The sequence below is a fragment of the Hylemonella sp. P2_B10 genome, assembly GCF_056404875.1.
Map to the genome: position 1 here is coordinate 1,449,525 of NZ_JBFUDE010000001.1, position 26,483 is coordinate 1,476,007.

At 64.1% G+C, this 26,483-nt stretch carries 30 protein-coding genes; 4 read left to right on the top strand and 26 right to left on the bottom strand.

Translation table 11 applies throughout. The features are described from left to right. Nucleotides 1–39 precede the first annotated feature (39 nt). The 21 genes from AC1DX2_RS06815 to AC1DX2_RS06915 all read right to left on the bottom strand — a co-directional run bounded on the left by AC1DX2_RS06815 (nt 40) and on the right by AC1DX2_RS06915 (nt 18,292). Nucleotides 40–165 (bottom strand): hypothetical protein, encoded by a 126-nt coding sequence (locus AC1DX2_RS06815; protein WP_477195533.1) that lies wholly within the window; start codon nt 163–165, stop codon nt 40–42. 83 nt (nt 166–248) lie between these two features. Continuing rightward, nucleotides 249–470, bottom strand: a complete 222-nt coding sequence (locus AC1DX2_RS06820) for a hypothetical protein (RefSeq protein WP_477195534.1) — start codon at nt 468–470, stop codon at nt 249–251. 79 nt (nt 471–549) lie between these two features. Beyond that, nucleotides 550–999 (bottom strand): hypothetical protein, encoded by a 450-nt coding sequence (locus AC1DX2_RS06825; RefSeq protein ID WP_477195535.1) that lies wholly within the window; start codon nt 997–999, stop codon nt 550–552. Then, nucleotides 992–1,486 carry a glycoside hydrolase family 108 protein gene (locus AC1DX2_RS06830; protein ID WP_477195536.1) on the bottom strand — a complete coding sequence of 165 codons (495 nt, stop codon included), beginning with the start codon at nt 1,484–1,486 and terminating at the stop codon, nt 992–994. The genes AC1DX2_RS06825 and AC1DX2_RS06830 overlap by 8 nt, the downstream gene beginning before the upstream one ends. A gap of 283 nt (nt 1,487–1,769) precedes the next feature. Beyond that, on the bottom strand, nt 1,770–2,024 hold the full coding sequence (locus tag AC1DX2_RS06835; protein WP_477195537.1) for a hypothetical protein: 255 nt from the start codon (nt 2,022–2,024) through the stop codon (nt 1,770–1,772). Nucleotides 2,025–2,109: 85 nt separating this feature from the next. Beyond that, nucleotides 2,110–2,703, bottom strand: coding sequence for a hypothetical protein (locus AC1DX2_RS06840; RefSeq protein ID WP_477195538.1), 594 nt, complete (start codon nt 2,701–2,703; stop codon nt 2,110–2,112). Nucleotides 2,704–2,785: 82 nt separating this feature from the next. After that, entirely contained in the window at nt 2,786–3,580 is a 795-nt protein-coding gene (locus AC1DX2_RS06845) for a M23 family metallopeptidase (RefSeq protein WP_477195539.1), read from the bottom strand. Between the two features lie 17 nt (nt 3,581–3,597). Further along, nucleotides 3,598–4,083, bottom strand: coding sequence for a hypothetical protein (locus AC1DX2_RS06850; protein WP_477195540.1), 486 nt, complete (start codon nt 4,081–4,083; stop codon nt 3,598–3,600). 2 nt (nt 4,084–4,085) lie between these two features. After that, a complete protein-coding gene (locus AC1DX2_RS06855; RefSeq protein ID WP_477195541.1) occupies nt 4,086–4,538 on the bottom strand; it encodes a hypothetical protein in 453 nt (150 codons plus the stop codon). Beyond that, on the bottom strand, nt 4,535–5,971 hold the full coding sequence (locus AC1DX2_RS06860) for a hypothetical protein (protein ID WP_477195542.1): 1,437 nt from the start codon (nt 5,969–5,971) through the stop codon (nt 4,535–4,537). Before AC1DX2_RS06860 ends, AC1DX2_RS06855 begins: the two co-directional genes overlap by 4 nt. A 140-nt stretch (nt 5,972–6,111) precedes the next feature. After that, the gene (locus tag AC1DX2_RS06865) at nt 6,112–6,363 is read right to left on the bottom strand and encodes a hypothetical protein (protein ID WP_477195543.1); all 252 of its coding nucleotides are present in this window, start codon (nt 6,361–6,363) and stop codon (nt 6,112–6,114) included. Between the two features lie 48 nt (nt 6,364–6,411). Continuing rightward, nucleotides 6,412–7,680, bottom strand: coding sequence for a hypothetical protein (locus AC1DX2_RS06870; RefSeq protein WP_477195544.1), 1,269 nt, complete (start codon nt 7,678–7,680; stop codon nt 6,412–6,414). 32 nt (nt 7,681–7,712) lie between these two features. Next, nucleotides 7,713–9,263, bottom strand: coding sequence for a hypothetical protein (locus AC1DX2_RS06875; RefSeq protein ID WP_477195545.1), 1,551 nt, complete (start codon nt 9,261–9,263; stop codon nt 7,713–7,715). Between the two features lie 105 nt (nt 9,264–9,368). Continuing rightward, nucleotides 9,369–11,186 carry a hypothetical protein gene (locus tag AC1DX2_RS06880; RefSeq protein WP_477195546.1) on the bottom strand — a complete coding sequence of 606 codons (1,818 nt, stop codon included), beginning with the start codon at nt 11,184–11,186 and terminating at the stop codon, nt 9,369–9,371. A gap of 2 nt (nt 11,187–11,188) precedes the next feature. After that, complete coding sequence (locus AC1DX2_RS06885) at nt 11,189–12,208, bottom strand: hypothetical protein (RefSeq protein ID WP_477195547.1); 1,020 nt, start codon at nt 12,206–12,208, stop codon at nt 11,189–11,191. Further along, nucleotides 12,209–12,829, bottom strand: coding sequence for a hypothetical protein (locus AC1DX2_RS06890; protein ID WP_477195548.1), 621 nt, complete (start codon nt 12,827–12,829; stop codon nt 12,209–12,211). A 17-nt stretch (nt 12,830–12,846) separates the two neighbouring features. Beyond that, entirely contained in the window at nt 12,847–13,494 is a 648-nt protein-coding gene (locus AC1DX2_RS06895; RefSeq protein WP_477195549.1) for a phage adaptor protein, read from the bottom strand. Further along, a complete protein-coding gene (locus tag AC1DX2_RS06900; RefSeq protein WP_477195550.1) occupies nt 13,495–13,743 on the bottom strand; it encodes a hypothetical protein in 249 nt (82 codons plus the stop codon). It lies immediately after the preceding gene. Between the two features lie 62 nt (nt 13,744–13,805). Continuing rightward, entirely contained in the window at nt 13,806–15,029 is a 1,224-nt protein-coding gene (locus tag AC1DX2_RS06905; protein WP_477195551.1) for a P22 phage major capsid protein family protein, read from the bottom strand. 36 nt (nt 15,030–15,065) lie between these two features. Continuing rightward, on the bottom strand, nt 15,066–15,968 hold the full coding sequence (locus AC1DX2_RS06910) for a hypothetical protein (protein ID WP_477195552.1): 903 nt from the start codon (nt 15,966–15,968) through the stop codon (nt 15,066–15,068). Between the two features lie 80 nt (nt 15,969–16,048). Beyond that, nucleotides 16,049–18,292 (bottom strand): portal protein, encoded by a 2,244-nt coding sequence (locus AC1DX2_RS06915; protein WP_477195553.1) that lies wholly within the window; start codon nt 18,290–18,292, stop codon nt 16,049–16,051. Nucleotides 18,293–18,379: 87 nt separating this feature from the next. Here AC1DX2_RS06915 and AC1DX2_RS06920 point away from each other — a divergent pair, with 87 nt between their 5' ends. Then, complete coding sequence (locus tag AC1DX2_RS06920) at nt 18,380–18,622, top strand: hypothetical protein (protein ID WP_477195554.1); 243 nt, start codon at nt 18,380–18,382, stop codon at nt 18,620–18,622. A 2-nt stretch (nt 18,623–18,624) separates the two neighbouring features. Here the strand turns inward: AC1DX2_RS06920 and AC1DX2_RS06925 are convergent, their stop codons facing one another. The 4 genes from AC1DX2_RS06925 to AC1DX2_RS06940 form a co-directional block, all read right to left on the bottom strand. Then, nucleotides 18,625–19,869, bottom strand: a complete 1,245-nt coding sequence (locus AC1DX2_RS06925; RefSeq protein WP_477195555.1) for a PBSX family phage terminase large subunit — start codon at nt 19,867–19,869, stop codon at nt 18,625–18,627. Next, nucleotides 19,844–20,266, bottom strand: coding sequence for a hypothetical protein (locus AC1DX2_RS06930; RefSeq protein ID WP_477195556.1), 423 nt, complete (start codon nt 20,264–20,266; stop codon nt 19,844–19,846). Before AC1DX2_RS06930 ends, AC1DX2_RS06925 begins: the two co-directional genes overlap by 26 nt. A gap of 237 nt (nt 20,267–20,503) precedes the next feature. Next, the gene (locus AC1DX2_RS06935) at nt 20,504–21,061 is read right to left on the bottom strand and encodes an SMI1/KNR4 family protein (RefSeq protein WP_477195557.1); all 558 of its coding nucleotides are present in this window, start codon (nt 21,059–21,061) and stop codon (nt 20,504–20,506) included. 1,089 nt (nt 21,062–22,150) lie between these two features. Next, nucleotides 22,151–23,287 (bottom strand): threonine aldolase family protein, encoded by a 1,137-nt coding sequence (locus tag AC1DX2_RS06940; protein ID WP_477195558.1) that lies wholly within the window; start codon nt 23,285–23,287, stop codon nt 22,151–22,153. A 231-nt stretch (nt 23,288–23,518) separates the two neighbouring features. On the opposite strand from AC1DX2_RS06940, the gene AC1DX2_RS06945 reads away from it, so the two are divergent. Together AC1DX2_RS06945 and AC1DX2_RS06950 are read left to right on the top strand one after the other, a co-directional pair. Further along, nucleotides 23,519–23,893 (top strand): hypothetical protein, encoded by a 375-nt coding sequence (locus AC1DX2_RS06945; protein WP_477195559.1) that lies wholly within the window; start codon nt 23,519–23,521, stop codon nt 23,891–23,893. A 103-nt stretch (nt 23,894–23,996) separates the two neighbouring features. Then, nucleotides 23,997–25,280: an amidohydrolase gene (locus AC1DX2_RS06950; RefSeq protein WP_477195560.1), complete on the top strand. Its 1,284-nt coding sequence runs from the start codon at nt 23,997–23,999 to the stop codon at nt 25,278–25,280. A gap of 66 nt (nt 25,281–25,346) precedes the next feature. Here AC1DX2_RS06950 and AC1DX2_RS06955 read toward each other — a convergent pair whose 3' ends face one another. Further along, a complete protein-coding gene (locus AC1DX2_RS06955; protein ID WP_477195769.1) occupies nt 25,347–25,997 on the bottom strand; it encodes a hemerythrin domain-containing protein in 651 nt (216 codons plus the stop codon). On the opposite strand from AC1DX2_RS06955, the gene AC1DX2_RS06960 reads away from it, so the two are divergent. Then, a complete protein-coding gene (locus tag AC1DX2_RS06960) occupies nt 25,996–26,481 on the top strand; it encodes a CoA-binding protein (protein WP_477195561.1) in 486 nt (161 codons plus the stop codon). The genes AC1DX2_RS06955 and AC1DX2_RS06960 overlap by 2 nt on opposite strands. Nucleotides 26,482–26,483: the final 2 nt, after the last annotated feature.

A 26,483-nucleotide genomic window follows, 5' to 3' on the forward strand; every position in this document is an offset into this window, starting at 1 on the left:
GCCGCGCAAGGCGGCCGCGACGAATGCGCCGACGCGCACTCAACCCGGTGGGCAAACCACTTTGACAGGCAAGCCGTCCTTGTAGGCAAAGTATTCGACGCAGGCCTTGCCGTCCTTGGTGACGGGGCGCTTGCCGATGTCGGCCGCAGCCAGGAAGTCGCTCACCGAGGTGCCGCCCTTCTGGCTCCAAACGGCGACGCGGCATGGGGCCGGAAGTTGTCCAGCAGTCCCACGGCTCCTCCTTGTTTCTAAGCCTTGCGGACGGCAAACACCCCCGCCGCCCGCAGCCCACTGACCACCGTGGTGGCCACCAGTTGCAGCGCCGGCAGCAACTCGGTCAGCTCGCCCACCACGCCCTCCACCATGGCGATGGCAGCGTCGAATTTCTCCTTGCCAGGTGAGTCCGGCATCAGCGCCTCGACGGATTTGATGGCGGCGATCAGTGTGGCGATCAGCAATTTGTAGTTCATGGCGCATGGTCCTCAAAATGTGCACTTGCGTGCGATGGCGGCGCCGTCTACCGACGCCAGGAATTGCTCGACACGGCCCTCAGCCGTGGTATTCGTATTGCTCGCCCCTGATGTAGGCGTACTGCCCGCCCGCTCCGGCTTGAACAGCGGGCTCAGCGACGTGCTGCAACTCGCCGCCGGCGACCGGTGCCACTGGCGGTACGCCAGGCAATCCACCTGGCTGGCTTGCACCTGCCGGGCCAGGTTGCTGTCCTGCGGCTGGCGGCAATAAGCCGGCGCGAGCACTCGTGACGGCAGTGAGCACGACGTTGACAGCAGCAACAACACCAGCGCCCATGGCATTGGCCGCATCCGCGCTGACAGGCAGGCGGTAGCCAAACGCCTCGGCCAAGTTGACCGCGGCCAGGATGAAGGCCGCCACCAACGTGCCCTGAATCTGGCCGGCTTTCCATTTCTCGGCATTGGCCACCTCGCTTCCCACCCGGAACAAGGCCAGGCCGGCCTTGGCGCGCGCAATCAGCTCAAACATCGTTGGCTCCGTAGTCCAGTTGCTGGGCAATGCGCCGTGCCCAGCCGGCGCCGAATGTGGGCCAGCCCTTGAGCGCCGTCATGAAGCGCAGGCGCTGGGCCAGCAGGCGCATCACCAGCTCGTGCGGCTCCGCAGCGGCGATGGCCTTGCGCGTGTGCGGCCCCACCACGCCGTCATCCGCCACACCCACCGCGCGCTGCAATGCGCGTATGGCCGTGCCGGTGCCGCTGTTGACGGCGAAGTCCAGCACCTGGCTCGCCACCACCAGCGGCAACACGTCCAAACCAGCAGGCGCCCAGAAGTCGCGGTGGTACAGCTCCACAGCGGCTTCGCGCGTCAGGCCGGCAATGTCCAGCCGCGGGTAGCTGCGCTTGCTGATGCCCCATTTCGTCTCGCCACCGGGGTCGGCAGGGTTGTTGACATGGCCGCCCTCGTTGCCGAGCACGCGGTTGATGGCGGTGGTGAAGTTGTCAGGCTTGGCGTTCACGGTTTTCACTCCAATGTTCAGGCGTCGTCAATTCCCTGGCAGCCCAAAAGAAAAGGCCCCTTGCGGGGCCTTGATCACAGCGGTTGCCTGGCGTCTTCAGGGGCTGGCGGCACGCGGCGGTGCACCCAGCAAACCAGTGGCGAGCAATTGGACCACTTGCTCATCCACTCTCGCGGGATCCAGCAGGCCGCGCTGCGACCATTCCGGCGCGGGGAATTGTGAGCGCGGGAACACCACCCCACGGGCAGAGCCATCAGCACGGACACCGCTTGCCCACACGGCGCTAGGCCTTGTCAGCCTTGGTATCCAGCTTGGCCTCGATGCGGTCCAGCTTCTGGAACAGCGCCGCGCTCAGGCGCTCGATCTCCTCACGCCGCGCGTACTCCCCGGCCACCAGTACCTCCACCGCAGCCAGCTTCTCCACCAGCCGCGCATCGGCCTGTTGCAGCGCTTTCAATTCGGACCAGAAGGTCTTCAGCGCCCAGCCGCCCACGGCGCCAAACACGGTGGTGAGGATCTGGAACAGTTCATTGCCCACGCGAAGCCCCTTTGAAAAAACAAAAAGGGGCTTCGCAGCCCCTTTGACACCCGCCCCGAGGGGCAGCCAGCAGCACAAGCAGCCGCTATTCGTTGTCGTACCTGTGCCAAACCACCTTGCGCACGCGCCCGCGCTCGATGGTGAAGTCCACACGGGTGCCCTCATCCGCGTAGGCCCAAACGGCAGCCTTGGGGTCGTCGGGGGCGCCGAACCGCTGCCGTACTTTGCCGGCCGGATCCCCTACGCGAATGCCAGCCCCAGCAGCCACGCGCGGCGAAACGATTTCCATATCCCGCACGACCTTGATCTCATCTCCGTCAATCGCCCACTCACACCAGCCAATGCTCGTGCCTGTGACAAACACGGACTGGTGGCATGTGATGATGATCTTCTCGTCCTGGCGCGAAACTGTTTTGCGCACCTCGTCGCTCACCAGCCTGCCAAACCTGGCGGTGTTGCGCGAGGGCTCCCAGTTCAGCAACTTGTTGCCGTGGCGGCTGACCACGTCGGTGTACTTTGCAAGTTCTTCCGCGGTCGGAGGTGGCCCCACAACCTGCGCGCGGACAGGCAGCACCGGCAAGACCATCAGCACAGTTGCCAGGCAAATCGCAGCCAACGCCGCCCGTGCTGGCCTGGACCCACCTGTCGTCAAGAAATGCTGATCTGTGGCTTTTTTCATCGGCGCATTGTCAAGGACTGCGGCACGCCCTGGCAAGCCCCCAGCTTCACGCAGTTTCAGCTCCGTTGCACCCGGGCACAACTCAGCGCTCTCCCACCAGGCACATGTCCAGCAAGCCGGGGCCCGCACCGTTCATACGCACCTGCCGCGCCAGTTCCTGCGGGTCCAGCAGGCCCCTGGGCTGCCAGTCTGCCGCCGCCCTGGCCCAAGGCGCCCAGGCGCCGGGCTGGTCTGCCGGCGCATAAGGGGCTCCGCTGCGCGGCGCACCCCAGCCCACGGACAAGGGCGGCGCCGGCCAGGTCATCGCGGTGGGGTCCATGCGCAAGTCGTGCTGCTTCGAATCCACGCCCAAGGCACCCTTGCCGGCCCGGTTCACCGTGGCATCGCCTCGAAGCGCCTCGAAGTGCAGGTGTGAGCCCGTGGAGCGCTGGGTCTTGTCCTCGGGATCGTGCTTTCCCACCTGGCCAATCAAACGGCCCGTGTCCAGCTCAGCGCCGAGGTCCGGCAAATCCTTTTCGCCCAAGTGCGCATAGACCGTGAAATACTTGTCGCCATTGCTTCGCGCGTGCTCCAGAATCACCGTGTTGCCATAGCCGGCGTCGTTCCGACCCGCAAACACCACCTTGCCCGTTGCTGCCGCCCGCACGGGCGTGCCCGCCGGGGCAGCGTAGTCCACACCATTGTGGAACTCGGGCACGACCTTGCCCTTGGCTGTCGGATCATTGCGTTGCCCAAACGGGCTGGTCATGCGGAACGGCGGCTGGGACGGATAGCCACCGCCCAACGGGCCAGGCCCCGGTACGCTGCCCGCCCGGGCAGCGCCCAGGCCAGGCGGTGCGCCCGCGCCGTCAACATCATCGTCATCGCCGTACGCCATAGCCGCCGCTCCTTCCCTCAGCCCTGCCCGGTGCCGGCCTTGGTGTCGGCATAGGGGTTCAGACCAGCCCAGTCAACCGTGCCGAAGCGCTGCCCCGGCGCCAACGCAAACACCCGCCCCGTGCCCGGTTTGTAGCCACCCGGCACCACCGCGCCGCCATAGCCCGCACCGGCGCCCGGCGAACCGCCGCGCTGGCGCTGGTACTGCCCACCCATCGCGTCGTTGGCGAAATCCAGCAAGCCTGGCAGCACCTGGGCGCGGAACTGGTCGGCGTCAGTGAACGTGTTCTGGTAGCCCGCCTGCTGCAGCGCGTTGAAGGGGTGCTGCTGGTACCAGCCCTGCAGTTGCTGGCCGTTGGCCATGTTGCTCTTGATCCAATCCTGCGCCGGGCCCCAGGGCTCTCGCGTGCTGTTCTGGGTCTGTGATTGGCCCTTGGACGACCCGATGGCGCCCAGCAATGCCCCCCCCACTCCAATCGCAGTAGCCGAAAGTCCGAATGACATGTTCACTCCTTCAAAGAAAAAATCTGGCGCCGCTCGATTTCGAGGCGGCGCGTTTGCAATTGCTCGGCCTCCACCACGCACTCCTCTTCGATGGCGTGGATGTCGGTCAGCTCCGTGCGGACGATGGTGGTCCACTTCGTCTCCGAATGGGCGAAACCCACCCTCTTGGCTCCCGCCTTGGTGGACAAGACATGCATGCCCGTCAACCGCTTGAGTCCATCACCGGTCGTGAACGACACGTCACCCTGCATTACGTCAAGGTGATCCTTCTTGTGGGTAGCGCCCACCACGGCGACTCCCGCAGGAATAATGAAGCTGCGCGCGTACATGCCGCCACCCGTGACATGCGTGGTCTGCAGATCCACCTGCTCGCCCGCCCCGATATGCTCCGCCAGCCGCTCGATCCGCTGAACCAGGGGAAACATCAGGCCGGATTTCCCATAGTCCACTTTCATCCGGTGCGCCCCTTCAGGTTGAGGATGTTGGCACCCGTCTGCAGGCCGCTGAGCGCCCCGGATGCCCAATTGCCACTGGTGTTGGACTCGCCCGTGGTAGTGCCTCCCAGCCCGCCGGCGCTGTTGGCCGCATTCATGAACTGCAACCAATACTGCATGGGCATGTTCTGCAGCAGCGTGGCGATGTTGGTGGCGTTGTTGTTGCTGGCCTGTCCGGCCTGCCAGGCATTCATGCCGAAATTGGCGCCGGCCAGCCGGTTGTTGAAATTGTTCTGCGAGATCTGCGCGTCCAGGTTGGCATAGCCCAGGTCGTTGTTGCGCAAGCCCAGGTCATAGCTGTTGGCGCCGTTGTAGTAGCCCAGCGCGTTGTTGCGCAAGCCCAGGTCGTAATTGTTGTTGGCGTTCCGATAGCCCAGGTCCAGGTTGCCCAGCCCCAGCGTGTAGTTCTGCAGGCTGTTCTGGTTGCCCAGCGCCAGGTTGCCCAGGCCCAGGTCGTACTGCTGGTCACCCAGGTACTTCTGCAGGTTGCGGCTCATGCTTTGCTGGTAGTCGTTGCCATACAGGTTGGTCAGCGAATCGCCCAGGTTCTTGCTCCAGTCATTCAGCGCATTGGCCTCCACCACGCCCTGGCGGCTGCCGCCAAAGCCGCCAGCGGCCATGGCGCCGCTGCGAATGCTGGGGTCGATGTTGCGCGTCCAGTTGTCATTGGCCTGGCGGGTCAGCCCCATGGCCATATCGTCCAGGTAAGGGTTCTTCTGGTAGCCCTGCAGTGCGGGCGCGCCCGCGCCCATGCGGTTGTCCAGGTAGGTGTCCATCCGCGAAGGCTGCGCCGTCGGCTGCGTGGTCGGGCCAGCAGGTGGCGGCGCCGGCGCAGGCCCCTTCCAGGCCGATATCTGTTCCCCGGTGAAGCCCTTGTTGCCATACATGGACGTGAACTTCGAAAACAGGTCATCGCTGAAGCCGAAGTCGCGCTGGGCGTTCAGGTAGTCCTGCTTGGCCTTGGCCGGGTCTTCATTCATCAGCCCGTTGATGAACTGGCCCACATAGTCCTTTTGAGACTGCGGCATGGTGTCGAAGTTGTAGCCGCCCTTGGTCTGCCAGCCCGTGGTGTTGCTGGGTGCGCCGGTGTAGGTCTGAAATCCGCCACCACCGTTGTAACCTGCAGTCTCGCCGCCCGAGCCGCTGCCGCCGCCAGTGGTACCGGTGGTGCCGGTGGCGCCGGCGGTGTCGTAGCCGTAGCCATTCCACCCGGCCATGGTTTGCGTGCCCGGCGGGCCATAGTACTGTCCGTCGGTGCCCACCCAGTTCGTGGCCCGGCTAGCGCCGTGGATGTCCCGCGTGCCAGTCCCCGGTGCCGGGCCAAGGTTGCTGCCGTTCAGGTAATCGTATTGGTGTGCGGGGTCTACGCCACCAAAGCCCAAATTGCCCCCCATCAAACCGCCAGATGCGGGGTTGTCAAAGCCATTCAAGGCGCGCAATGATTCCTGCGTATGACCAGCTGGCATATCGCCCGTGTATGTCCACTGCCCATCGACCAGCTTCCATGCGGTGTTTTCATATGACATCTCTTCTCCTATCCCAACAGGTGCCACGCAGCACCGCGATACACATACGCACCAGCTCCAGAGCCGGGGTTCCAACTGCTGCCATCCGCCAGCACCACCATGCCCTCGCGTGGCTTGCGCGGCACGGCGTACAACGTGCTCAGTTGCAAAAATTCATTCGGCGTGGCTAGCGCCTGCGCCATCTTGGTCAGTTCCTGCGCCAGAAAAGCCGGCAGCTCAGCAGCGCCCTGCGGCACCACGCCGGGAAGGTATTGCGCCATCCGCATTACTCCTGAAAAAGGTGCCTGAGCAGCGCCCTGCAGGCAAAACTACCGGTCAGGCGATGGGTTATCGAGCAACCCCGAGCCCAGTCCCAACCCCAGGCCCGCCGCCGAATTGAACTGGATGACGCCGTTGAGATTGGGATCGGTATTCACGGCGTGGCGAATCCGCCTGGCCACCTCAGGAAAGCGGGCCTTCAATTCATTGGGATTCTGAAGGTAGGCGCGAAAGGCTTCGGCCCATCGCTCGGCGTCCCTCTCCGACGGAGGGTAGCCTTGGCTCTTGGGCGTCGCGCCCTTACGCCAATGGGATGCCCACAGCGTTGTGTTCAGATCGGAATACAGTTCCGCCAACGGATCGGTCAGCCCTTGGGATGACATCTTGGAGCCACCAGCGGCATACCGCCCTGCCAATGCATCGTCCAGTGCATGACCAAGCTCATGCGAAAAAACGTTGGCACGACTGTTGTCGTCCAAGTTATTTCTCAGGAAGATATCCTTGGCGACACCGCCGTCCAAACCTCGCGTCGCTACGTATCGTCCCAGGTCTCCGGCCAGTCGAGATGCGGATACTTCTTGCGATTGGACTCCAAGAGCCTTTGCAAGGCTTGCGGCGTCGGCGGCGGTTGCTGCTTGATCCATGCCGCCAACCACTTTGCGTCCGACGACAAGCGCTCCTGGTTCGATGGGGTCTCCGTCAATGGTGAACTGGAGACGGTCTCCGGGCTGGCCTGCGGCTCCTTGGGGGTAGTCATGGCTGAAATCCCTTTGCGGCAGTGGCTTGAGGGTGTTCATTTTAGCATTTCTGCTTGAATTTTCAACCGCATTAGCTACGGTATTGATAGCTAAACTCCCAGGCTCAACCTCGGCTACCGAAGCTTTGGCACCCGGTATCGACGTCCCCTGCATGTTCTGTCGTGCCCTGGCCAAGGCAGCGCTGGCCGCCTGCTCCGTTGCATGCAAGGCCGGCCCTGCCTTTTGCCAAGCAGCGGGTAACGCAAGCCCAGCCAGCAACTCCGCCACCGGATTCCTGTTGCCCGACACGACACCAGCCCTGTGCATCTGGTCGCCCCACCACTCGCTGCCCAACATCGGCCTTTCAACAGGCTGAGGCATCTGGTCCGCATTCAGCAAACCCGCCTTGTGGCCGAGATACCCTATCGCCATTTTTCCGGCATTCAGCAGACCCGTTGCGGAATCGATGGGCAATCCCAATACGTTGGCTGTCACGCCCCTGTTTCCCGCGTCTAACAGGCCCGCCGCCACATCACGCCGAAACTCTGGGTCGGCCAACGCGCCCAACAGGTTAGGTTCCATGCTTACTCCAAGTGTTCAGATGCCAACGGCCATCAGTACAACCCCACATCCTCATACGCCACATCAAAGCTGCGCATGCGCCAGCGAGGGTAGCCGCCGCTGCTGAACCGGATGGCCAGAAACCGCCCTGTGGCAAAACAATCCACCTGCCGGCTTTCACCCACCGTGAAGTTCACCGGCGCGCTGTAAGTGGGCGCCACGTCCGGCAACATGCTGGCACCCACCTGCACCTGGATCACCTGGCCGCTGGGGCCATCAATGCGCGGCAACACGTTCCTCACCGTCTTCACCAGGTTGGCGTCATCCAGCGCCATGCCCGTGCGCTCCAGCACCGCGGTGATGGGCGCCCCCAGGTCCAGCGTGCCGCTGTCCGCCAGCGATATCTTGGGCGTGCTGTGCGTCAGCAGCAACCGCGCCTCGGCCGGCGAGTATTCGTTCTCCGTCCAGGCGCTGTCATCGGTGTCCCACGGGCTGCCATCGCTGCCCCAGGTGTCCGCCCCTGAACCTGTGGGAACCTGGCCGTGGGCGCCATAGGTGGCACCGGTCAGCGTGCGCACGGCCCAGGTGCGGTCCACCCAGTTCCACACCGCTGCCACATTGCACACCGTGCTGTCGGCCGTGGGAAAGCACACCCACACCTCATTCTTTTGCGGGTTCTTGCAGACAAAAGCGCGCTGGTACAGCGTGCTGTTGATGGTGGTGAAGATGTAGTTGCGCACCTGCGCGTTGGCAATGCTCACCGGCCCTTGGCCCGCATTGAGCACCACGTCACCTGCCGTCAGCACCACATGCCCCAGCGGTGTGTCCACCACGCAACCCCGCGCCAGGATGCCCGACTCACCCGGCAGCCGCTGGAAGCGGAAGATGTAAGGCGCGCCAACATACGTCATCGCGTACATCGAGCGCTCCTTGTAGACGATGAAGCTGTCACCCAGCGGCAGGCCATCCACCAGCAGGTCCGGCGTCTCCGCCAGATCATTCTCGCCCGCATCCAGCGCCGGGTTGGCTTCATCCCAGCTGGTGGGAATGGCGCCCGGCACCGCAATGTCGCTCCACTTCACCATGTGCGGGTACAGCGTCGCACCTTTGGTGATGCGCAGCGCGATCAGGAAGTTCTTGAACGGCCGGATGCTGTGGGCCTTCCAGGTCGCGCCCCAGCCAGGCAGAGTCGCCAAGGTGCCTGTGCCGCCCCAGTACATGGGTTTGTCCACCCCATTGTTCAGCACCAGCACCCCGTTCAGACTGCCACCCGTCCACCGGTCGTCAATGGCCCCCGTAGGGGCGGCGCCCGTGATGTCCGTGCGCGCTGCACCATCGTCGGCATACACCTTGGCCACCCCACAATGCACCCAATAGCGTGCGGTGGCAGTGGCATACGGCGTCAAAAAGTAAGGCGTGACCACCGGGTCGCCGAAGATCTGTGAAAACCCGCGAAACCGCGCCGCATAGCCATCCGCAAAGCGCATGTTTTGCGTGCTCCCATTCCAAGCCATCGCTACCCCAGGGGTGTTCGCCGGCAACTCTTCCGGCGACAGGTCGAGGTTGATGCCGCCAGAGGTATTGGGGAATTGGGTGAGGCTCATGTAAATGCAACCGAAGAGAAAAAGGCCACCTCAAAAATGGGGTGGCCCTTATGGAAATGTGGCTTAAGTTGGCTCTACTTACATCGAGTCAGCTGAATTCAGCATTCATGCCACAACAAGCTCGGTAATCATCCCCGTATTGGCCGACACAGATGCCATGCGGTTGAAATTCAATCCAAAGTTATCACCGCGAGCGCCGCTCATAGACAAACCGCTGCCGCTAAGCAAACCGGGATACAACAATGCAGAGCCATAGCTACCCAGGTGCGCACCATACGGACTGAGAACGTCAACGCGCTGGTTGTTGGGGTTTCCAAAAGTACCACCGGATTGGTCTGGGCTTGAAAACACCACCACACCTCCAGCATTTGCAAACTGCTGGAAGCTATCTGCGTTACCCGTGCTGTAAGCATTCGGCACAGTGCCGTTGAGTTGCAGATTCAAAGGCGCAGCCTTGCCATCAGATCCCCAAGGAATTGTGGTGGTTGTCCAATCGCTGTACTTCGCAATGATCTGAGGCGTGAAACTCTTGATGAAGCCTCCGCTACTCAACGAATAATTGGGCGATGTTGGCCGCAGCGAATAAATCCGCTGCGTCGTCTTGTCGTACCAAAGCGAGGAACAGTCGTTCGACAGCGAAGGGAAATTCAGTAGACTGATACTCGTCCCAGAGACGCTGAACTGCGCGATAGTGGCTCCGCTATTTGTGTTAGCACTCCATGGAACTAGTGCAAACGTGGAGGAAGTTAGGTTGATTCTTCGGACCACTCCACCATTTGGCCCCGAAGATACTGAAGTACCCGCTGTATTTGCCCCAAATGTCAAAGACGGATACGCGAGCGTTGAGGCCCGAAAAGATAGCAATCCATTGTCGCTGTAACTACAGGCGATGCTACCGTTACAGATGTTGGCACACGGGACGGTGTACCAGGAACCAGTGGAGCCACTGTAAATTCCAGTAGACGCGCCAACCGTAACTACAGTCCCACTCACATTGAACGACAGGCACACGCAGTTATAAGTCGCCGACCCATTAAACGAGTTATACGCAATATACCCATGCGTCCCGTCAAACACCATGCTGCTGCCGCCGATGGTCATGTAGGGTTGGGCAATGTTGGCCAGGACGCTCTCCACTCCCCAAACCACTGTGCTACCCACAACCTGCCCCGCAGTCACCGCCAGAACGCCGCTGCTGTAGCCCAGCGCAATCGCAAACACACCGCCCCCCGCCGCCGGCACCGGCTCCACAGCCACCGGGAAGGTGTTCGTGAGGTTCGTGAGCGTTGACGCCGTCACCGTCTTGTTCTGCGCCGCCCCCACCGTCAGCACGCCGTTTGCAAACGTGCACACATAGCCGGTCAGCGTGGGGTTGCTGAACGCAAAGGCCACAAACGTGCTGCTGTTGATCGCCACAGCGGCGATGAAATTGCCCACCGTCTTGGCCACCGTGCCGGTGGCGGTGTCTATCACCGCCAGCGTGTTGGCGTCCGCGGTGACCCAGGCGTTGTCATTCAGTTGCACCGGCATCATGTAGGGTGCGCCGCCGCCCATGCTGGTGCCCACGATGGGGCAGCCGCCGCCGGGGCCAAAGTTCATGCACTTCCAGCTGCCGCGTGGCATGCTGTTGTCCAGCAGCGAAACCATCGCAGTGCAGCCTGGCAGCACATTGCACACCAGCGTGCCGTCCCAGCGCCGCAGCGCATAGGCATTGCTGCCGCTGGGGTTGTTGCACAGCAGGGTGCCGCCGGCCTTCAGCACCGTCGCGTCTGGCAGCCACACCGATTTGTTGTTGACCGTGAACGTCGGGTTGATGCAGCTGGGCATCGCCGCCGACAGGGCCATGCTGTCCGAATACGTGCCCGTCAGCGTGGGCACGGCTGCGGCCGGCCCGGCCGGTTGGCCAAACAGTCCGTTGTTCATGGTCAGAAGTCCCCGCCGTTGGCCGTCACAGCGATGGCTGACACCAGCGCCGGCGTGCCCACCATGGTGGTGGCCGCAGCGCCGCTGCTGCTGATGTAAGCCACCGCCTTGTAGGTGTTCACACTCGTCACCGTGGCGCCGGCCGTCGGCCCCGACAGCACCTCCGTAGCATTGGCACCGGAGGCGTCCACACCGCGTATCGTGAAGTTCACGGCCGACACATTGGCCGCCGAGGTGATGGTGATCTTGGCCGGCAGCGTGGGCAGCCCTACCGAAGCCGCTGTGCCCGCCGACGTGTTGCTGCCCACGGCAGCGCTGCTCACGATGCTGGTCACACAGGCATAGGCCTTGGTGCTGTAGACCGTGTTCACATTCGGGCCGGACAGCACCTCCGAAATCACCGTGCCACTGGCGTCCGTCCCCGTCAGCGTGAAGTTCACTGCCGACACATTGCCGCCGCTGGTCAGCGTCACCACACTGGGCGTTACTGGGGCGTACGGCGTAGCGGTCAGCGTCAACGGCGCCGCACCGGCGGTGGACTGCGCCGCCGCCACCGCTGTGGTGTTGGCAGCCGTCACTGTAAACCGGGCGTTGCCCAGCACCGCCACACCATTGATGGTGGCGCTGGCCACCAGCGAGTCCGCCTGCGCCGCCTGGGTCAGCTGGGTGTCGTTCACGCTGGCGCGCAGGCTGTAGCCAGCCGGCAGCACCAGGGGGAACAGCGGTGAGTTGGTAGACGTCAGCACCACCGCCGGCGCCGCCTGCGCGGCCGTTGGCGTCACCGACGGGAAAGTGGCTTCCGCCCACAAGGTGTAGGCGCTGCCGTTGTGCAGCCACAGGCGCAGCGTGGTGGCCATGGAGGTGCCGCCCACCTGGGCGGCCACGCGGTCAATGCGCGAGCCCCCCGCGCCCGCCGTGAACACGGTGGCGGCCTGCGTGGGCGCGCTGCGCGAGCTGTCGCCCGCGGTGATGCTGGCCAACCCCAACCGGGGAACGGATGCGTACTGCGCGTTGGAAGACATTCAAACTACTCCTGCGTTCATCAAAAGAAAATCCGGCGCCAGCCCCGCCACCCACGACGCGATGCCGTTGACCGAGATCAGCGCGTACGGCGTGCTGCCACCAGGCTGCCCCGGCAGCACCGGGCTCATGGCCGCGCTGTCCACGTAAAACTTGCTCGCCGCGTCATTGCCAGAGGCCGGCAGCGGCACCCGCACCCAGCTCGCGCCGCCAAAATCGTGCGTGCCGGTGTACACATCTCCCGCTTTGGTCGCCTTCAGCGCGTCGGCCGCCACGCGCAGCCCCGCCTCCACCGCCACCGCGGCATCGGCATACGCCGTGCTGGCAATCTGCGTGTTGCTGGTCAGCGCCGCTGCGGTGGGCGCCGTGGGCGTGCCAGTCAGCGCCGGGCTGGCCAGCGGCGCCTTGGCGTTCAGCTGCGTTTGCACCGCTGAGCTGATGCCCGCCAGGGCGTTGAGCTCACTGGCCAGCACCGTCACCGCCGCCGCCCCCAGGTTGGGAAACTGCGCCTGCAGCACGCCTTTCAGCAGCCGCAGATGGTCGTCGCCCTGGCTCTTCGGGTCGGCCGCCGTCGGGTTGGTGGCCACCAGTTGGTTGATATAGGTTGCGCTTTCAAGGCTCATGGTCAAACCCCTGGTTGTTACCCTGCATTGATGTTGAAGCGGCGCCGTCCCATCCCCAGCGCACCAAACTCGGTCACCAGCGGCGCCAGCGCGCGGGTGTCGGCGTCATTCGCTTGGATCTCCTTCACCGCCCGGTCCAGCCTGTCCTGCCACAGCGGAATGCTGGGGTTGTCGCGCAGATAAGGCGCGGCCTCCAGCAGCGTGGCGTAGAGGTACACATCCGGGTACTGCGTCAGCAGCGCATTCGTCGGCGCCGCATCGCTCAGCGCAAACTTCCTGCGGTAGCGAAACGTCAGGCCATAGGCCTGAGCCGCCGGCCGCTGAAAGGCAATCTGCGCGTTGTCCACCGCCCAATACACCGGCACACCGGGCGTGGCCGCGTCCACCTGCAGTTGCTCGGGCAACTGGTTGGTCAGCTTCTGGCGCGGCTGCCAGGTCTCCAGCCACAGCGCGATGGGTGTGTCCATGTCCGCCGGCAGGCTCACATAGCGCGAGCCCGGCGTGGTGGTCAGCGCGGCATCCGTCTCCATGATGCGCAGGTTCAGTCGCCGGTTCAGGCGCGACTCCGCCATGGTGATGAAGTCCGGCACCTGTGGCCCCAGATCCGCGCGGTGCAGCCAGTTGGCCACCGCCGTCTGCAGCTGTGCATACGTGCCGATGGCCATTTATTCCGCCTTGCGCGGGCGGCCGCCCTTGTTCTTGGGCGCAGCGATGTTGTTCGCCTCACTGCTGGTCGAGCCGTCAGCCGGCCCGAGCTGCTCAACAGAGCCAGCGGCAGCCACGGCCATCTGCGCCTGGTCGCTGTGCCAGTCCGCCCAGCCCTCAGCGCGCATGGCCTGCTCCTCGTCAAATCCCGGCACCGCCGTGTACTCGCCATTGCGGTACAGGGCCTTGGGGTATTCCTGAAATTCCATGTGATGCTCCAAAAAGAAAGGGGCCGAAGCCCCTTTCCAAAAGCGCCATTGCTGGCAACTGCTCAGTTGTTCAACAAGCGGCAAGCCAGCTGCGGCCGCAGCGTCTGGTACCCATACAGCACATCCACCCGGGTCGGGAACTTGTCGTTGTTGATGTCGTACTGCCGCACGATGCGCATGCTGATGCCATCCAGCACCTGGCGCGACGCAAAGTCCACCCCCTGCGGCATCTGCAGATCCGCCGTGGCAAAGGTGAAGGCGTCCTCATGGAACAGCAGCGAGGGCTTGTACACCGCGCCAGCGCCACCCACCTTGGTGATCGCGCCGCCGTTGGTCGGCGAGGTCAGCACATTGGCCGTGCCAGCGCCATACACCACACCGCCAATCGTCACCGTCTGGCCCACCGGCAAGATGGGCGGGCTGATCGCCAGGTTGCCCGCGCCGCCAGCGTAGTCCGCTGTCACCACAAACTGCTGCGCCACGCCGGTGTCGGCCTTGGTCTCCGGGTGCACCCGGTTGCAGCCCGCCAGCGTGATGATGTCGCCCTTCTTGAAGGTCGTCGCGCCCGTGGCCACGGCCAGCGTGCTGCCCGTCTGCCCGGCGCCGCTCACCGTGTAGGTGGTGGCGCTCAGTGCGGTGCCTGTGGTCTGCGTCGGGATCAGCGTGTTCTCATAAAAGTCAAAGCCGGCCGTGCGGCCCATCATGCCTTCCTTGTACTGCTCGCTGATCGCCTCGCTGTCCTGGAACAGGCCCTTCAGCGCATCCACCAGGTCCACGTTGTCCTGCGTGTTCAGCAGCGCCTTGCGGCGGTTGTCGATCGGCGCCAGGTTGTCGTTCAACGCCTTGCGGCCGGTCAGCAGCTTGTTCATCGTCAGCGCGCTGCCGATGTTGTTCACGTTGCTGTACACGTCCAGCGCCATGCTCAGCGCATCGGCCTCGATGTTGGCCGCCAGCACCGACATCGCCGGGTTCAGAATACGCTTGCTGAAGTCGTCCAGGCTCAGCGTCAGGTCCACGCTGGTGAAGTTCAGGTCCACGCCCTTTTGCGTGGTCACATTCAGCGTCACCCAGTTCTCCGGCGTGTCCTGCGCCGCCAGCGTGGCGCCGGTGCGCACCGTGTACTGGTTGGGCAGCCGCACCTTCAGCTGCGAGCCAATCTTGGCCCCGCTGTTGGCAAAGCTATCGTCATACTGCCGGTTGATGTTGCCGACAAAGTTCAGTTTCTGGTGCAGCACGCGCAGCGCTTCGCGCGTCACTTGCGTGGGGGTCAAAAGGGCGTTAGCCATGGTTCAATGCTCCATAAGGAAAAAAGGTGTTGGTCATCAGCGCCGGCCGCGTTGTGCCTGGCTCTGCGTGCGTACTTGCTGGTTGCGCCACTTCACCCAGTCCTCGGTGCTCAGCTTGTCCGGGTCGCGCACGGTGCCAGATTGCTTTGCCGTGATGCGGGTGACCGGCGCTTGCTGCGCCTGCGGTTTGGGTTTGGCGGCCTGCCGGGCCTGCAGCTCGTCGTACAGCTTGGCCTTGTGCATGGCCAGCACCAGCGCCGGCTCTGCCAGACCTTGCAGGCGCTCGGGCTTGGCGCCCAGCTTGCCCACCATGTAGTCGCGCAAAGCCTTGCCGGTCTTCTCGCTCCAGCCCGGTATCTCCCGCTCAAGCACGGCAACACCTTCGGCCATGGCCTTGGCGGCATCCCGCTGGCGCTGGCTGAGCAATTGCTGCTGTCGCTGAGTCACGGTGTTCGCTATCCCCAGCCGGGCCTGCTGCAGATCGCGAATTGCCTTGTCGAGCTTCATGGCCTCGACCGGGTTGTGAGATGCCAGCGCGTCGAAATCGACCTGGCTCAGCTGCCTGAGCCGGTTGTCGATCGCAATCACCTGGGCAATCTCCTGCAAGTGGGCGGCGGCGTCCGCCTCACGTTGCCGAAGCTGCACCGCATCCGTTTCGATGGCCCGGCGCTGCTCGGCGACTTCCTGCGTCTTGCGGGTGTAGTCCTCCATGCGCATGCGCTCTTGCTGCAGCTTTTGTGCAGCCGTCTTGGGCAGTGCAAACTTCCTGCCGTCCACCTCGATTTCCGCGTCCTCCTCGCCGGCTGGGTCGTCCGGGTCGGCGGTGGATGGATCGTCGGTGTCGGCCTCCGCATGCAACAGGGCCTCGTCCTGTTCACCAGCGGGTGGGGTGGCGGGGGTAGATTCCTGGCCGGGGCCGGGTTGATCTGTTTCGGGCATCTGATGCTCCATGAAAGCAAAAAGCCCCTTGCGGGGCCTCTTAGGGTTGAAAGGCCTCCTGCGAGGCCCAAAAAAACCGCTCAGGCGAGCGGCACAGGCGCACCCGGTGCGCCATGTTCGGGTACGGCAGACGCCATGGCGCCGCCATTCATGGCCTCTGGCGCGGGTCGCTCGCTCACGCCAGGGGTTGCGAGCGGCATGGCCAGCGCCTCCCGCACCGTCTGCCACACCAGCGCCTGCACCGCCTGCGGCGTCAGCGCGGTGCCCAGCACCTTCAGCCGGCTGGTCTCGGCGTTGAAGCCGTCTATCTGCAGCTTCTTCGCCTCCACCGCCTTGTCCTGCTGCCCGGCCGCCAGCTGCTGCTGCGCCTGCTGCAGTTGCCCGGCCAGCTGTTGCAGCTGCTGCTTCAGCGCCCCGACCGCCTCACGCGCATGCTGGTCCATCTGCTGCATCTGCGCGCCCATCTGCTGGCGCACCTGGTCGCCCGCCTGGTTCGGCCCCAAAATCTGCGGCGGCAGCATCGCGTGCAGCCGCTTGGCCATGTCGTCCGCGCCCGGCCAGTCTAGGTTCTTGGCCAGCAGGTCGCCCACCAGCGGCCCGGCCGGCGGGTAGGCATGGATGAAATCCATGATCTGCTGCGCCGCCTCTTCCCGCTTGCTCTGGTAGCTGGGCCCCGTGTCCACCGTCACGTCGTACTTGCCCACCGTCAGGTCATACACCCGGGCCAGGCCCGCCAGCCGGGTCTGCATCTCCTGCGGCGTGGCGTCGTCCACCGGCTGCGGGGCTTGCACTTGCGGCGGCTGCCCCTGGGGCGCCTGCATCTGTGGCGGCTGCGGCTGCGGCTTCACCTGCACGCGCTCGTTCGTGCCGTCCTCATGCATCACCCGCACAATGCGCGCCGTGTTGTACACCCGCGGTATCAAGTCCACCAGAATGCGCCCCAGGTGCCGCAACGCCCGCGCCTGGTTGTCCAGAAAGTTGAAGGTCGACATGTCCCCCTGCCGCTTGCGCTGGCTGATCGCAATGCCGCTGGTCTCGTTGCTGCGCGCCCCCAGAGAGGCGTCAAACAACCCCATGATCGCCTTCATGTCGTCACTGGCGTTCAGGCTCTCCTGCAGCGCACCGGCCGGCGGCCCGGCAAACGGCTGGCGCTGCGGCGGCATGGCACCTTCCACCACGTCATATTCCAGGTAGGCATGGGGGTCCGTGTTGGCCGTGCCCCACTTGTGCGCATCACTGGCAAACGAGCCCTTCGCCCCCACAAACGGCGCCTTCGGCGCCAGCGCCACCAGCTCCGTGCTGGCCGTGCGCCAGTAGTTGAACATGCGCTGTGGGTCCTGCGCAAAGCGCACCAGGCTCAGCAGGTGCCGCTCGCCCTCCACAATCACCTCGTCCCCATACACCGGCACAATGGGTATGTAGCGGCCCGCCCAGGCATTCGTCTCCAGCACCTCCGCGCCACTCACAATGTGCTGCGTCACCCGGTGCGTCAGCGTCTCGCGCTGGCGCACCACCGTCACCCCCTGCACCTCCAGCAGCGGCTGCGCCGCCTCCAGCGCCGCATCGTCCATCACCGCGCCATTGCTCAGCAGGTGGATGGTCGCCGGCACCTGCTCCCGCGTCCAGTACTCGGCCACGCGCAGCATGTCGTCGGTGAACCACTGGCGATCCTTGTCGCGCGCGTCGGCCTCAAAGTCCGCCGCCTGAGCATCCGGCCAGCGCTTCTTGAAATCGTCCTTGTGCAGCAGCTCCGTCACAAGGGCCACGTTCCAGTTGGCCGAATCCGCATCCATGCAATCCGGGTCGCCAAACACCGTCAGCGGGTTCGCCACCCGCTCAATGCGTATCTCCTGGTCAAACGCATCGTCGCCGGCATACTCCGTGCCCACCCGCAGGTAGCCAAAGCCCCCCGTCACCGCATGCTCCAGCGCGGTGTCATACGCCACATCGGCATTGCTGCTGATCTCGATGTTGCGTATCAACCCGTTCAGTATCTTGCTGGTCGCCTCGTCCGCCCCATCGCCCACCGGGTGCGTCTTGATGGCCGGCTTGTTCTGCCGCGCGCTGTTCGTCACCTGGCGTATGAAGGCCGGCAACCGGTTGATGGTCAGGCACGGCCGCCCCTGCAGCTCGCGCTGGCGGCGCACCGCCTCCGGCCACTGCTCGCCCAGCCGCGCAAAACGCACGTCCTCCAGCCAGTTGCTGCGGTTGCGCGCCTCGGCGTCCATGGCGCGCTTCAGCGCATCCTTGGCCTGCTGCAGCACATCGTCGTCCTCACGCGGTGGCTCACGGCCGCCGTGGTCTTCGGCTTCGTTGTCGTCCATGTTCATATGCGAATTGCTGGGATAATCATCGCCACTTGCTCCGAGCATCGAGCAGCGACACAAACTCTTCCAATTAGGTGATCAACCATGACAGAAACCACACGCTACCCCCTGGAGAAATTCGAAGCCAACAGCGTCCGGCTGGACCACGAAGGCAAGCTCATCGGCGGTGTCGAGCTGGTGTTTGCCACCCGTTTTTCCAACGGCAAGTCCTCAGAAGTCCGCTTTCTGGTCACAGCCGACCTCGCGCAGAACCTGGCCGCGCAGATCGCGCAGGCCGCGCAAAACAGCACTGCACCTGCCGCACCGGCTTCGCCCCAGGTTCACTGACCCTAGGCCATCCACCCCCCGGGCTGCGGCGCCGGCCGAAACGCTGCTGCCTTGTCCGCGGCGCCGGGGGCAGCCCCCGCCCGCCGCGCCCCCTCGCACGCATACCGCAGCGCGTCGATGACATGGTTGTCCGCGTCCTGCAGCAGCGGCAGCACCGCGCCCGTCAGCGGGTCGGTCTTGTAGCTGTACATCGTCAGCTCGTCTATCGTGTGCACGCACCTGGGGTGCACCACGATGTCAAAGCTGCGCAGGAACTCGATACCCTCTTCCACGCTCTTCGGGCCCTTCACGGCCGCGTTCATCCGGGGGAACCCATGCTTTTTCATGTAGCTAATGGTTTCCGGTCGGCTGCTGTCCGCGGTGATCTGCCACTTCTCCGCCTCCGGCACGCTTAAAAAGAGCTCCGGCAGGTTGTCAATCTCGCAGCCCACCTGGTAGGCCTCATAGTCCACATACAGGCGCCGGCCATCGATGTGGCAGCGCACCAGCACACTCGGGTCCACGCTGAAGCCCCAGTCCGCCCCCAGCCGGTGCACCGCCCCCGGTGGCGCCTCAAATTCCTGCACGATCCAGTTGCGCAGCACACGGGCCTCGCTGTTGCGCACATAGCCACCCAGCCACACGTGTTGGTACTTGTCGGGGTCGCGGCCACGGTCATACGCCATCTCGTCGCGCAGCACATCGGGCAAAAAGGGGTTGTCCGCATGGTTGGCCCGCACCACCACCGCCCCCGGCGGCAACTTGTCGCCGCGCAACAGCGCATCCACCGGGTCCGTGGCATGGCGCGGGTTCCAGCTGAACCACAGCTCGCTGCCCGGCTTGCGGATCGTTGGCCGCATCAGGTCCAGGCTGCGCTGGCTTAAAGATTGCGCCTCCTCCGCCCACATCACGTCATAGCCCTCCAGGCTCTTGATCGAATCGCTGGTGTGGTCCTGCATGCCCTGAAAGATGATCACCCCGCCGTGCACGCTCTTGATCTTGGCGTCCTGCACCGTGAAGTAGGCGCCGGCGTTCAGCGCCGCAATCTTGCTCGCCAGCAGCTTCTTCACCGACTGCTCCAGGCTCTTCTGCACCTCGCGCACGCACACCGCATCCACCTTGGCCGCAATGCTGCGCTCCAGCAGCAGCTCGCCAAAGAAATGGCTCTTGCCCGAGCCCCGCCCCCCATACGCGCCCTTGTAGCGAGCCGGGTGCAACAGCGGCTCAAACACCGCCGGCGTCTCAAGCCTTAGGGTGGACGATGACACGCTCAACCTTCCCGATGTGCAACGCACCAGCACCCTCGTCCGCCAGCTGCAGCGGCAGCACCTTCACCAGCAGGCTCAAGAATGCGGACGGGTGGCTCTCCGCAACCTTGGCCAGGTAGGCATCTCCCCCCGCCAGCGCAAATGCGCGCAGGATGTGTTCGTTCAGCTCCGGCAGCGCCTTGCTGCTCTTCCTTGCCGTAGGTTTCTTCGCCACTGTCTTGGCGGCAACAGGGGCCTTGGCCCTGGTCTTCTTCCCGGCAGAAATGGCAACAACAGTCATGGGTGACAACACAAAACAGAAAAGATTGCCCGCCGGCTTGCACCCAGCCCACCAGTCGTTCAAATAGGCGTGCGTGGAGCGTTGGGTGGCGAAGGCGCGGCGGACGAAAAAAAGCAAAACCCGCCGGGCTTGCGCCGGGCGGGTTTCAGATGTTGGTCAACTCAACCAGTCTCGCGATTGCTATCTGTCAGGCGTGCTCAGGCAGCCATGTGGCTCCTGAGTCGCACGACACTGTGTCGCGGGGTTGATGAAAAGAAGTATAGGACGATTGCAAAAAAAGTGTGATGTATCTTGTGTGGATAACTGCACTTTTTTAACAAGACCTTATACAGCAAAAGGCTCAAAAATAAACCGTCACTCGTCGTTGGCCGCATGCCAGTTTTCGAGTCGCATTTTCCCCACACCCTCCACCACGGCCCGTTCCATTCCTTCAGTCAGCATTATGAAGAAGACAGCAAACGACCTGGCGGCAGTCGGCCAGTCGTCTGGTTCAATCACGAACACACCGCTGGGCTGGATACGTGAGGTCGGCGAGAAGAGCATCATGATGGTTGTCTGGTCTGGATCAGCCCCGATGGGCACCACGTCTTCATCACGAAGGCGGTGGTGTGCGAGATATTCCATGACCCTTGGCAGCTTGCGCAGCGCGTCGGACTTGCCTTGCAAGACATCAGTAGCGCCATACAAGTCCAGCAGATTCGAAAAACCACGGAAGCCGTCAAAGTGCCGCAGAAAATCCTTGTAGTCCTGCGGAAAAACCGTGCCAACCAAGCGCTCGGCTTCTGTCACCTTGTCTGGCGAAACTGGCCGCCGCTGCGGGACAAACACCTGCTGGCCGCTGGTATCCAACTCCGCCAACGTCTTCTTCCAGTGACAGAAATGGTCGATTGCGTGTTTCCAATGGATGCTCATCATCTTCCCTTGGTACTTTGTCCTTTGCATAAGAATACGCCTTCGGATGCCGGAAGTCACCACTCCTCGGAGTAGATTGCCGCATTGGGCCTGAAACCAATGGGGTACTGCTGCGACTGCGCGCCAAGGCTGCTATTCACTCGTCCTGAAATGTCTCGGTACTGAGGGGGTCTGTGTCGTTGAGCCAAGTCCTGTCAGGGAAATGGGCCGCATGGTCCTTGTATGGCGTCCCTTCAGCTTCAGCCCTTCTTCGTTCTCTCTTCCGATCTGCCGCGGATTTCTGCCCCCTTTCACCACCGGTCGGAACGCGGCCAGTAGGAGAAATCCTGCCACCTTCTATTGCTTCGTTGAACGCGTCGACATACGCCATCACTATCGCGACCTCTTCTGGTGTGTGGCCCGCCTTCGGAGGGCGCCAGATGGTCGGCCCTTCCAGCGCTGTGATTTTGGGCCGGATCGCACCTGTCTGATATCGACCCGGACCTGTCGCGCCAATGTCTTCGAAAGTGAGACCATCTTTTTCTTCTCCTCGGGCGTCCAGGTTCCTTCGTCCTCCGCCCGCGATCGCACCGGCCCCACATGCCAGGTCGACTTATCAAGCCCTGCCCTCTGATAATCGTGCCGTCGTTGTCGATCAGGAAGTGCGTTCCCGTCGGCTTGGTCCCCCAGCGCAAACTCTGGCGAGCCGCTTGCATCCTCATCATCCGGTGAACCCAGTAAGCCCTGTCGCGCGTCGGGAATGAAGCGCCTGGTGTTGAACATGTCCAAAAGGCCCACAGCAATTCCCCCAAAAGCCCTGCACGTCAAGCGCGCAAAAAACAAAAACCCGCCAGGCTTTCACCAGGCGGGCTGAATCAGAACGTAGCTTAGAGTTCTAACCTAATCACTGCACAGCAAGCAGAGCTGCTGCGCTCTCGTCTGCCATCCAGACGCCCCCAGGCTGTCTATGGCACCTGGGGCACACGACGTGGTGTCGCGGAGAGTTGCCTTGAATTGTAGGAGCGCTCAGCCCCAAACAGTGATGTATCTTGTGTGGACAACTGCCAAGTGTTGCAAAAACAGCGCACTTCGCGCGTACCCACTTCGTTCTTACCCACCTTGCGCCTGCACCAGCACCCGCTGCAGCCACCCCACCACCTGCGCATCCTCCAGCGCCAGCAGGTTGTCCCCCACCGTCACCTCCACAATGCTCCAGCCCGGCACCTCGGCAGGCCGCGCGGCACCCATCAGCCAGCAGCCCTCGGCCTGCGCCAGCGCATCGCGCGCCTCGTTCAGCGCATCGGCCGGTGCGTCCAGGTGCACATGCAGCATGTTGCCCTGCGGCACCGCCGGGTTCACCCGCACACCAGGCAACGCCGCCAGCGCCTGCGCCAGCCCCAGCGTGCGTTGGTAGCAGGCGTCCAGCAGCGCCAGCCGCTGCTCAAAGCGCATCATCGCGCTGGCCACCAGCGGCGTCTGCTGGTACAGATTGCCGCCCATGCGCCGCTGCCACAGCCGTGCGTGGGCCACAAAGTCTTCCTCCCCCGCCAGCAGCGCGCCCGCCATGCCGCCGACATCCTTGTACATCGACACATACACCGACGCAAAGCCGTCCGCAATCTCGGCAAAGCTGCGCTGGTAGTAAGCCCGGCACTGCCACAGCCGCGCGCCATCCATGTGCAGCGGCAGCCGCATCAAACCCGCCTGGTCTTTCAGCGCCTGCAGCTCGTCCCACGTGGGCAGCTGCCCGCCAATCTCGCGCGCCGGCAGCTCCACCAGCGCGCAGGCCAGCGGTTGCTTCATGCCCGCCAGGTCCGCCGCCACAATGGGCCGCAGGCGCGGGCCCAGCGGCACCCCGTGCAGCCCAAACAGCGCCTGCGCCGCCTCCTGCTCATGCACCGCCAGGTGCGAATGCGGCGCCAGGCCAAAGCGCGGCAGCCGCGCAGCCTCGCAATGCAGCTTCACCGCAATCAGCTGCGCCATCACCCCGCTGGGCATGAACACCGCCGCCGGTTTGCCCAGCAGCGTGGCAATCTGCCGCTCAAACTGCGCCACCAGCCCGCCGTCGCCATACACATCCTGCAGCGGCTGCGGCGTGTCGCTGCCCTCGGGCACCAGCCCTTCGCGCGCCGCGCACCATGCGGCCAGCGCGACAAACTCCTGCGCCGGTGTCAGCGTGGCAAAGCCGGGCACCAGGGTGCGGCACTGCAGCCGCAGTTGCTGGCGTTGCTGGGCATTCAGGGGCATGGCGTTCTCGGCTTCCATTCGTGGTGGGGTTGACTGGCGACAGCGGCCAGCGCATGGCCGCGCAACTCGCGCACTGTACTACGCGGCAGGTTCAGCGCAAACAGTGCGCACTGCCTCCGCCGCTGGCTTGACACACATCAACCCGCCCTCATCCAGGCAGCCTGTGCCCCTGTGCCTGCGCCCCTGGCCAGGCGATGATGGCATGACCAGATTCCGAACAGGAGGCCCCTCATGCGCACAGACTTTGATCGTTCGCGGCGCACCGCATCCGCCGTGCTGTTCGCCGGCATGGCACTCAGCGGCTGCGCCGCCGTTGCGCCGCCACTGCAGCCATCGCTCCCCCAGCGGATAGCGGCCGCCCACAGCCGCGCAGACCACGAAGCCCTGGCAGCCTATTTCCAAGGCGAGGCAACCGCAGCGCGCGCCAAGGCCGCCGAGCACCGCGAGATGATCCTGGCCTACCAGCGTCAGGTGCAGGGCAAGCGCAGCAACCCCAACATGGCAACGCATTGCAAATCACTCATCCAGGGCTACGAGGGCATGGTGGCCGACTACGAACGGCTGGCCGACAGCCATCTGCAAATGGCCGCACAATCACCCCCCTGAGCCCGCGCCGGGATTCTCCGCTTGACTTGCCCCGCGCCAGTCCCCACAGTGATCCCTCCCAGGCCGAGGTCTGCTCGGCTCCATTCAGCACAAGGAGGCCAGCATGCACAACTTTTCCAGGCGGCATTTCTTCCAGGCCGGCGCGTCCCTGGCGGCCCTGGGCACCCTGCCCGGTGCCGTGCTCGCCGCCATGGGCCCGGCCGACAAGTTTGACCTGCTGATCCGCAACGCCAATGTGCTGGACCCCAGCCAGGGCCTGTCCGGCAAACGCGACATCGGCATCCGCTTTGGCCTCATTGAAGCGGTGGCGCCCAGCATCGCGCCCGAGCGCGCGCAGCGCGTGATGGACGTGGCCGGCAAGCTCGTCACCCCCGGCTTGATCGACCTGCACTGCCACACCTACCCCTACGGTTCAGCCATAGGCATTCCCGCCGACGAACTGGTGGCCCACCAGTGCACCACCACCGTGGTGTCGGCGGGCGACGCCGGTGCCAACAACTTTGCCGCCTACCGGCGCTTCATCGTGCCGGCCTCGCGCACGCGGCAGTTTGCCTTTGTGCACATCGGCGTCGTCGGCCTGGCCACCTTCCCCGTGCCCGAGCTGATGAACATCGACTATGCGCAGCCCGATGCGGCCGCTCGCGTGGTGGCCGAAAACAGCGACATGGTGCTGGGCGTCAAGGTGCGCATGAGCGAAAACGTCATCGCCCGCCACGGCATGGAGCCTTTGAAGCGCGCCATCCAGGCCTGCGAGCGCTCCGGCGTGCCGGCCAAAGTGATGTGCCACATCGGCGGCGTGGCCGACCGCGCGCTGATGTCGCAAATCCTCGACGCCCTGCGCCCCGGCGACGTGCTCACCCACTGCTATTCCGGCGCCCCCAATAACGCCGGCGACGGCACCAACATCGTGCAAGACGGCAAGCTGCTGCCCGCCGCGCTGGCCGCCAAGAAGCGCGGCGTCATGTTCGACATCGGCCACGGCGGCGGCAGTTTCGACTACACCATTGCCGAGGCCGCCATCGCCCAAGGCTGCCCGCCAGACACCATCTCATCCGACCTGCATGTCTACTCCGGCAACACGCCCGGCATGCCCTACCTGCCGTGGGTGATGAGCAAGATGCTGGGCCTGGGCTTCTCGCTGTCCGAGGTGGTGGGCATGGCCACCACCGCGCCGGCGCGGGTGATCGGGCGCATCCCCAAGCACGGCACGCTGCTGTTGGGCGCCCCGGCCGATCTGTCCATCCTGGAGCTCGTCGAAGGCCCGGTCTCCTTCGTCGACACCCGCAACAACAAGCGCGAAGGCAAGCTGCACCTGCGCCCCAGCGGCGCCGTGGTGGCGGGCGTCGCGTTTGGCCGCCCCTACCAGGCGCCGTTCAGCATCCGCTGACGGGAGGCGCTACGCGGCCAGGTGATCTGGCCCGACGACTCCATACTTCGCCAACATTGAACCCTTTCAGGCAAGCAGCTCCTTGGCTGCCACTTCTGCCGAGCCACAAGCATGGTCTCCGCAGCCGCGAACCAATTCAATCGGCAACCGCAATGCCTGTGGCAATTGGCCGGTGTGCAAGTCCATGCCTGCACCGCGCAAATGAAATGCCAGCGCAGCGTCCATGGTCTGGGCGTGCACGGGGAACCAATCCGCCAGCTCCTGGGCCATTCGGCGCAGCAGTGCGGGGCCGGTGTCGCGGGCGCGCTGCAGCGCTTCGCGCATCACCTGCAGCACCACTTCGTGCTGCACAGTGTGGCAGTTGTTGTTTGCGAAACCCGTTGCCAGCATCCACGCATCTTCCTGGCCGAAGTGTGCTTCGGTGTGCAGCAGCAGGTCTCGCCAGGCCTCAGGCAACAGCGTGTCGGGGGCGTTCTGCACCCGTGCCAACAAACCGACAAACTCCTGGTGGGTTTGATCCATCACCGGCATGTCCAGTGCCAGGGCATCGGACCAGGTGATGGCATTCATGGCTTGTTCGTGTGCAAAGGCGGTGTTGGGCATGGTGTGGCAGCTTAGTGGCCCGGTTGATCCGTGTCTTTGCGGCAAGTCAAGACTTTCCAAAGTCTTGACTTGGCTCAATTTGCCGGGGCTGCAATTCGGCGCTAATACGGACATGCCCAAAGACGAATCTTCGCTGCCCCATCCCTCCTCCATCGCCGTGGCTGGCGCCTCCGGCATCGCAGGCATCCTGGGTGACAGGGTCTGGCGCAGCCTGCATGCTGGCCCACACCAGAAAACACTCCTTGCCGTGAACTTCAACTTCGGTGAACTGACCGGCGCCGTCGTCTACGGCCGGGTACAGGACTTGCCAATCGTCCCCAGCCTGGCCATCATCTGTTCACCACCGGCCAAAGTGGCGGGTCTGGTCGATGACTTTGGAAACAAGGGAACCACTGACGTCATGGTGATGACGGACGGCATGGACGCTGAACAGCGCCACGCCATGGAGGCGGCCGCCGGGCGCCATGCCATGCGCATGCTGGACCGTTCCTACTTTGACATCGTGGTGTCAAGCTTCGGGCAAGTACCCGCTGCAGCAGCCCAGCCCCTGGCTGAAGCCCAGTTCGCGCCCCAGGCGCAACCCATGGCAGAGGCGTAGCA

Bases quoted from the DNA above. Each gene is read 5' to 3' on its own strand.
- AC1DX2_RS06820 (WP_477195534.1), bottom strand. From the start codon at position 470: ATGAACTACAAATTGCTGATCGCCACACTGATCGCCGCCATCAAATCC.
- AC1DX2_RS06825 (WP_477195535.1), bottom strand. From the start codon at position 999: ATGTTTGAGCTGATTGCGCGCGCCAAGGCCGGCCTGGCCTTGTTCCGG.
- AC1DX2_RS06840 (WP_477195538.1), bottom strand. From the start codon at position 2,703: ATGAAAAAAGCCACAGATCAGCATTTCTTGACGACAGGTGGGTCCAGG.
- AC1DX2_RS06845 (WP_477195539.1), bottom strand. From the start codon at position 3,580: ATGGCGTACGGCGATGACGATGATGTTGACGGCGCGGGCGCACCGCCT.
- AC1DX2_RS06850 (WP_477195540.1), bottom strand. From the start codon at position 4,083: ATGTCATTCGGACTTTCGGCTACTGCGATTGGAGTGGGGGGGGCATTG.
- AC1DX2_RS06855 (WP_477195541.1), bottom strand. From the start codon at position 4,538: ATGAAAGTGGACTATGGGAAATCCGGCCTGATGTTTCCCCTGGTTCAG.
- AC1DX2_RS06860 (WP_477195542.1), bottom strand. From the start codon at position 5,971: ATGGGGGGCAATTTGGGCTTTGGTGGCGTAGACCCCGCACACCAATAC.
- AC1DX2_RS06865 (WP_477195543.1), bottom strand. From the start codon at position 6,363: ATGGCGCAATACCTTCCCGGCGTGGTGCCGCAGGGCGCTGCTGAGCTG.
- AC1DX2_RS06870 (WP_477195544.1), bottom strand. From the start codon at position 7,680: ATGGAACCTAACCTGTTGGGCGCGTTGGCCGACCCAGAGTTTCGGCGT.
- AC1DX2_RS06875 (WP_477195545.1), bottom strand. From the start codon at position 9,263: ATGAGCCTCACCCAATTCCCCAATACCTCTGGCGGCATCAACCTCGAC.
- AC1DX2_RS06880 (WP_477195546.1), bottom strand. From the start codon at position 11,186: ATGAACAACGGACTGTTTGGCCAACCGGCCGGGCCGGCCGCAGCCGTG.
- AC1DX2_RS06885 (WP_477195547.1), bottom strand. From the start codon at position 12,208: ATGTCTTCCAACGCGCAGTACGCATCCGTTCCCCGGTTGGGGTTGGCC.
- AC1DX2_RS06890 (WP_477195548.1), bottom strand. From the start codon at position 12,829: ATGAGCCTTGAAAGCGCAACCTATATCAACCAACTGGTGGCCACCAAC.
- AC1DX2_RS06895 (WP_477195549.1), bottom strand. From the start codon at position 13,494: ATGGCCATCGGCACGTATGCACAGCTGCAGACGGCGGTGGCCAACTGG.
- AC1DX2_RS06900 (WP_477195550.1), bottom strand. From the start codon at position 13,743: ATGGAATTTCAGGAATACCCCAAGGCCCTGTACCGCAATGGCGAGTAC.
- AC1DX2_RS06905 (WP_477195551.1), bottom strand. From the start codon at position 15,029: ATGGCTAACGCCCTTTTGACCCCCACGCAAGTGACGCGCGAAGCGCTG.
- AC1DX2_RS06910 (WP_477195552.1), bottom strand. From the start codon at position 15,968: ATGCCCGAAACAGATCAACCCGGCCCCGGCCAGGAATCTACCCCCGCC.
- AC1DX2_RS06915 (WP_477195553.1), bottom strand. From the start codon at position 18,292: ATGGACGACAACGAAGCCGAAGACCACGGCGGCCGTGAGCCACCGCGT.
- AC1DX2_RS06920 (WP_477195554.1), top strand. From the start codon at position 18,380: ATGACAGAAACCACACGCTACCCCCTGGAGAAATTCGAAGCCAACAGC.
- AC1DX2_RS06935 (WP_477195557.1), bottom strand. From the start codon at position 21,061: ATGAGCATCCATTGGAAACACGCAATCGACCATTTCTGTCACTGGAAG.
- AC1DX2_RS06940 (WP_477195558.1), bottom strand. From the start codon at position 23,287: ATGCCCCTGAATGCCCAGCAACGCCAGCAACTGCGGCTGCAGTGCCGC.
- AC1DX2_RS06945 (WP_477195559.1), top strand. From the start codon at position 23,519: ATGCGCACAGACTTTGATCGTTCGCGGCGCACCGCATCCGCCGTGCTG.
- AC1DX2_RS06950 (WP_477195560.1), top strand. From the start codon at position 23,997: ATGCACAACTTTTCCAGGCGGCATTTCTTCCAGGCCGGCGCGTCCCTG.
- AC1DX2_RS06960 (WP_477195561.1), top strand. From the start codon at position 25,996: ATGCCCAAAGACGAATCTTCGCTGCCCCATCCCTCCTCCATCGCCGTG.
- AC1DX2_RS06955 (WP_477195769.1), bottom strand. From the start codon at position 25,997: ATGTCCGTATTAGCGCCGAATTGCAGCCCCGGCAAATTGAGCCAAGTC.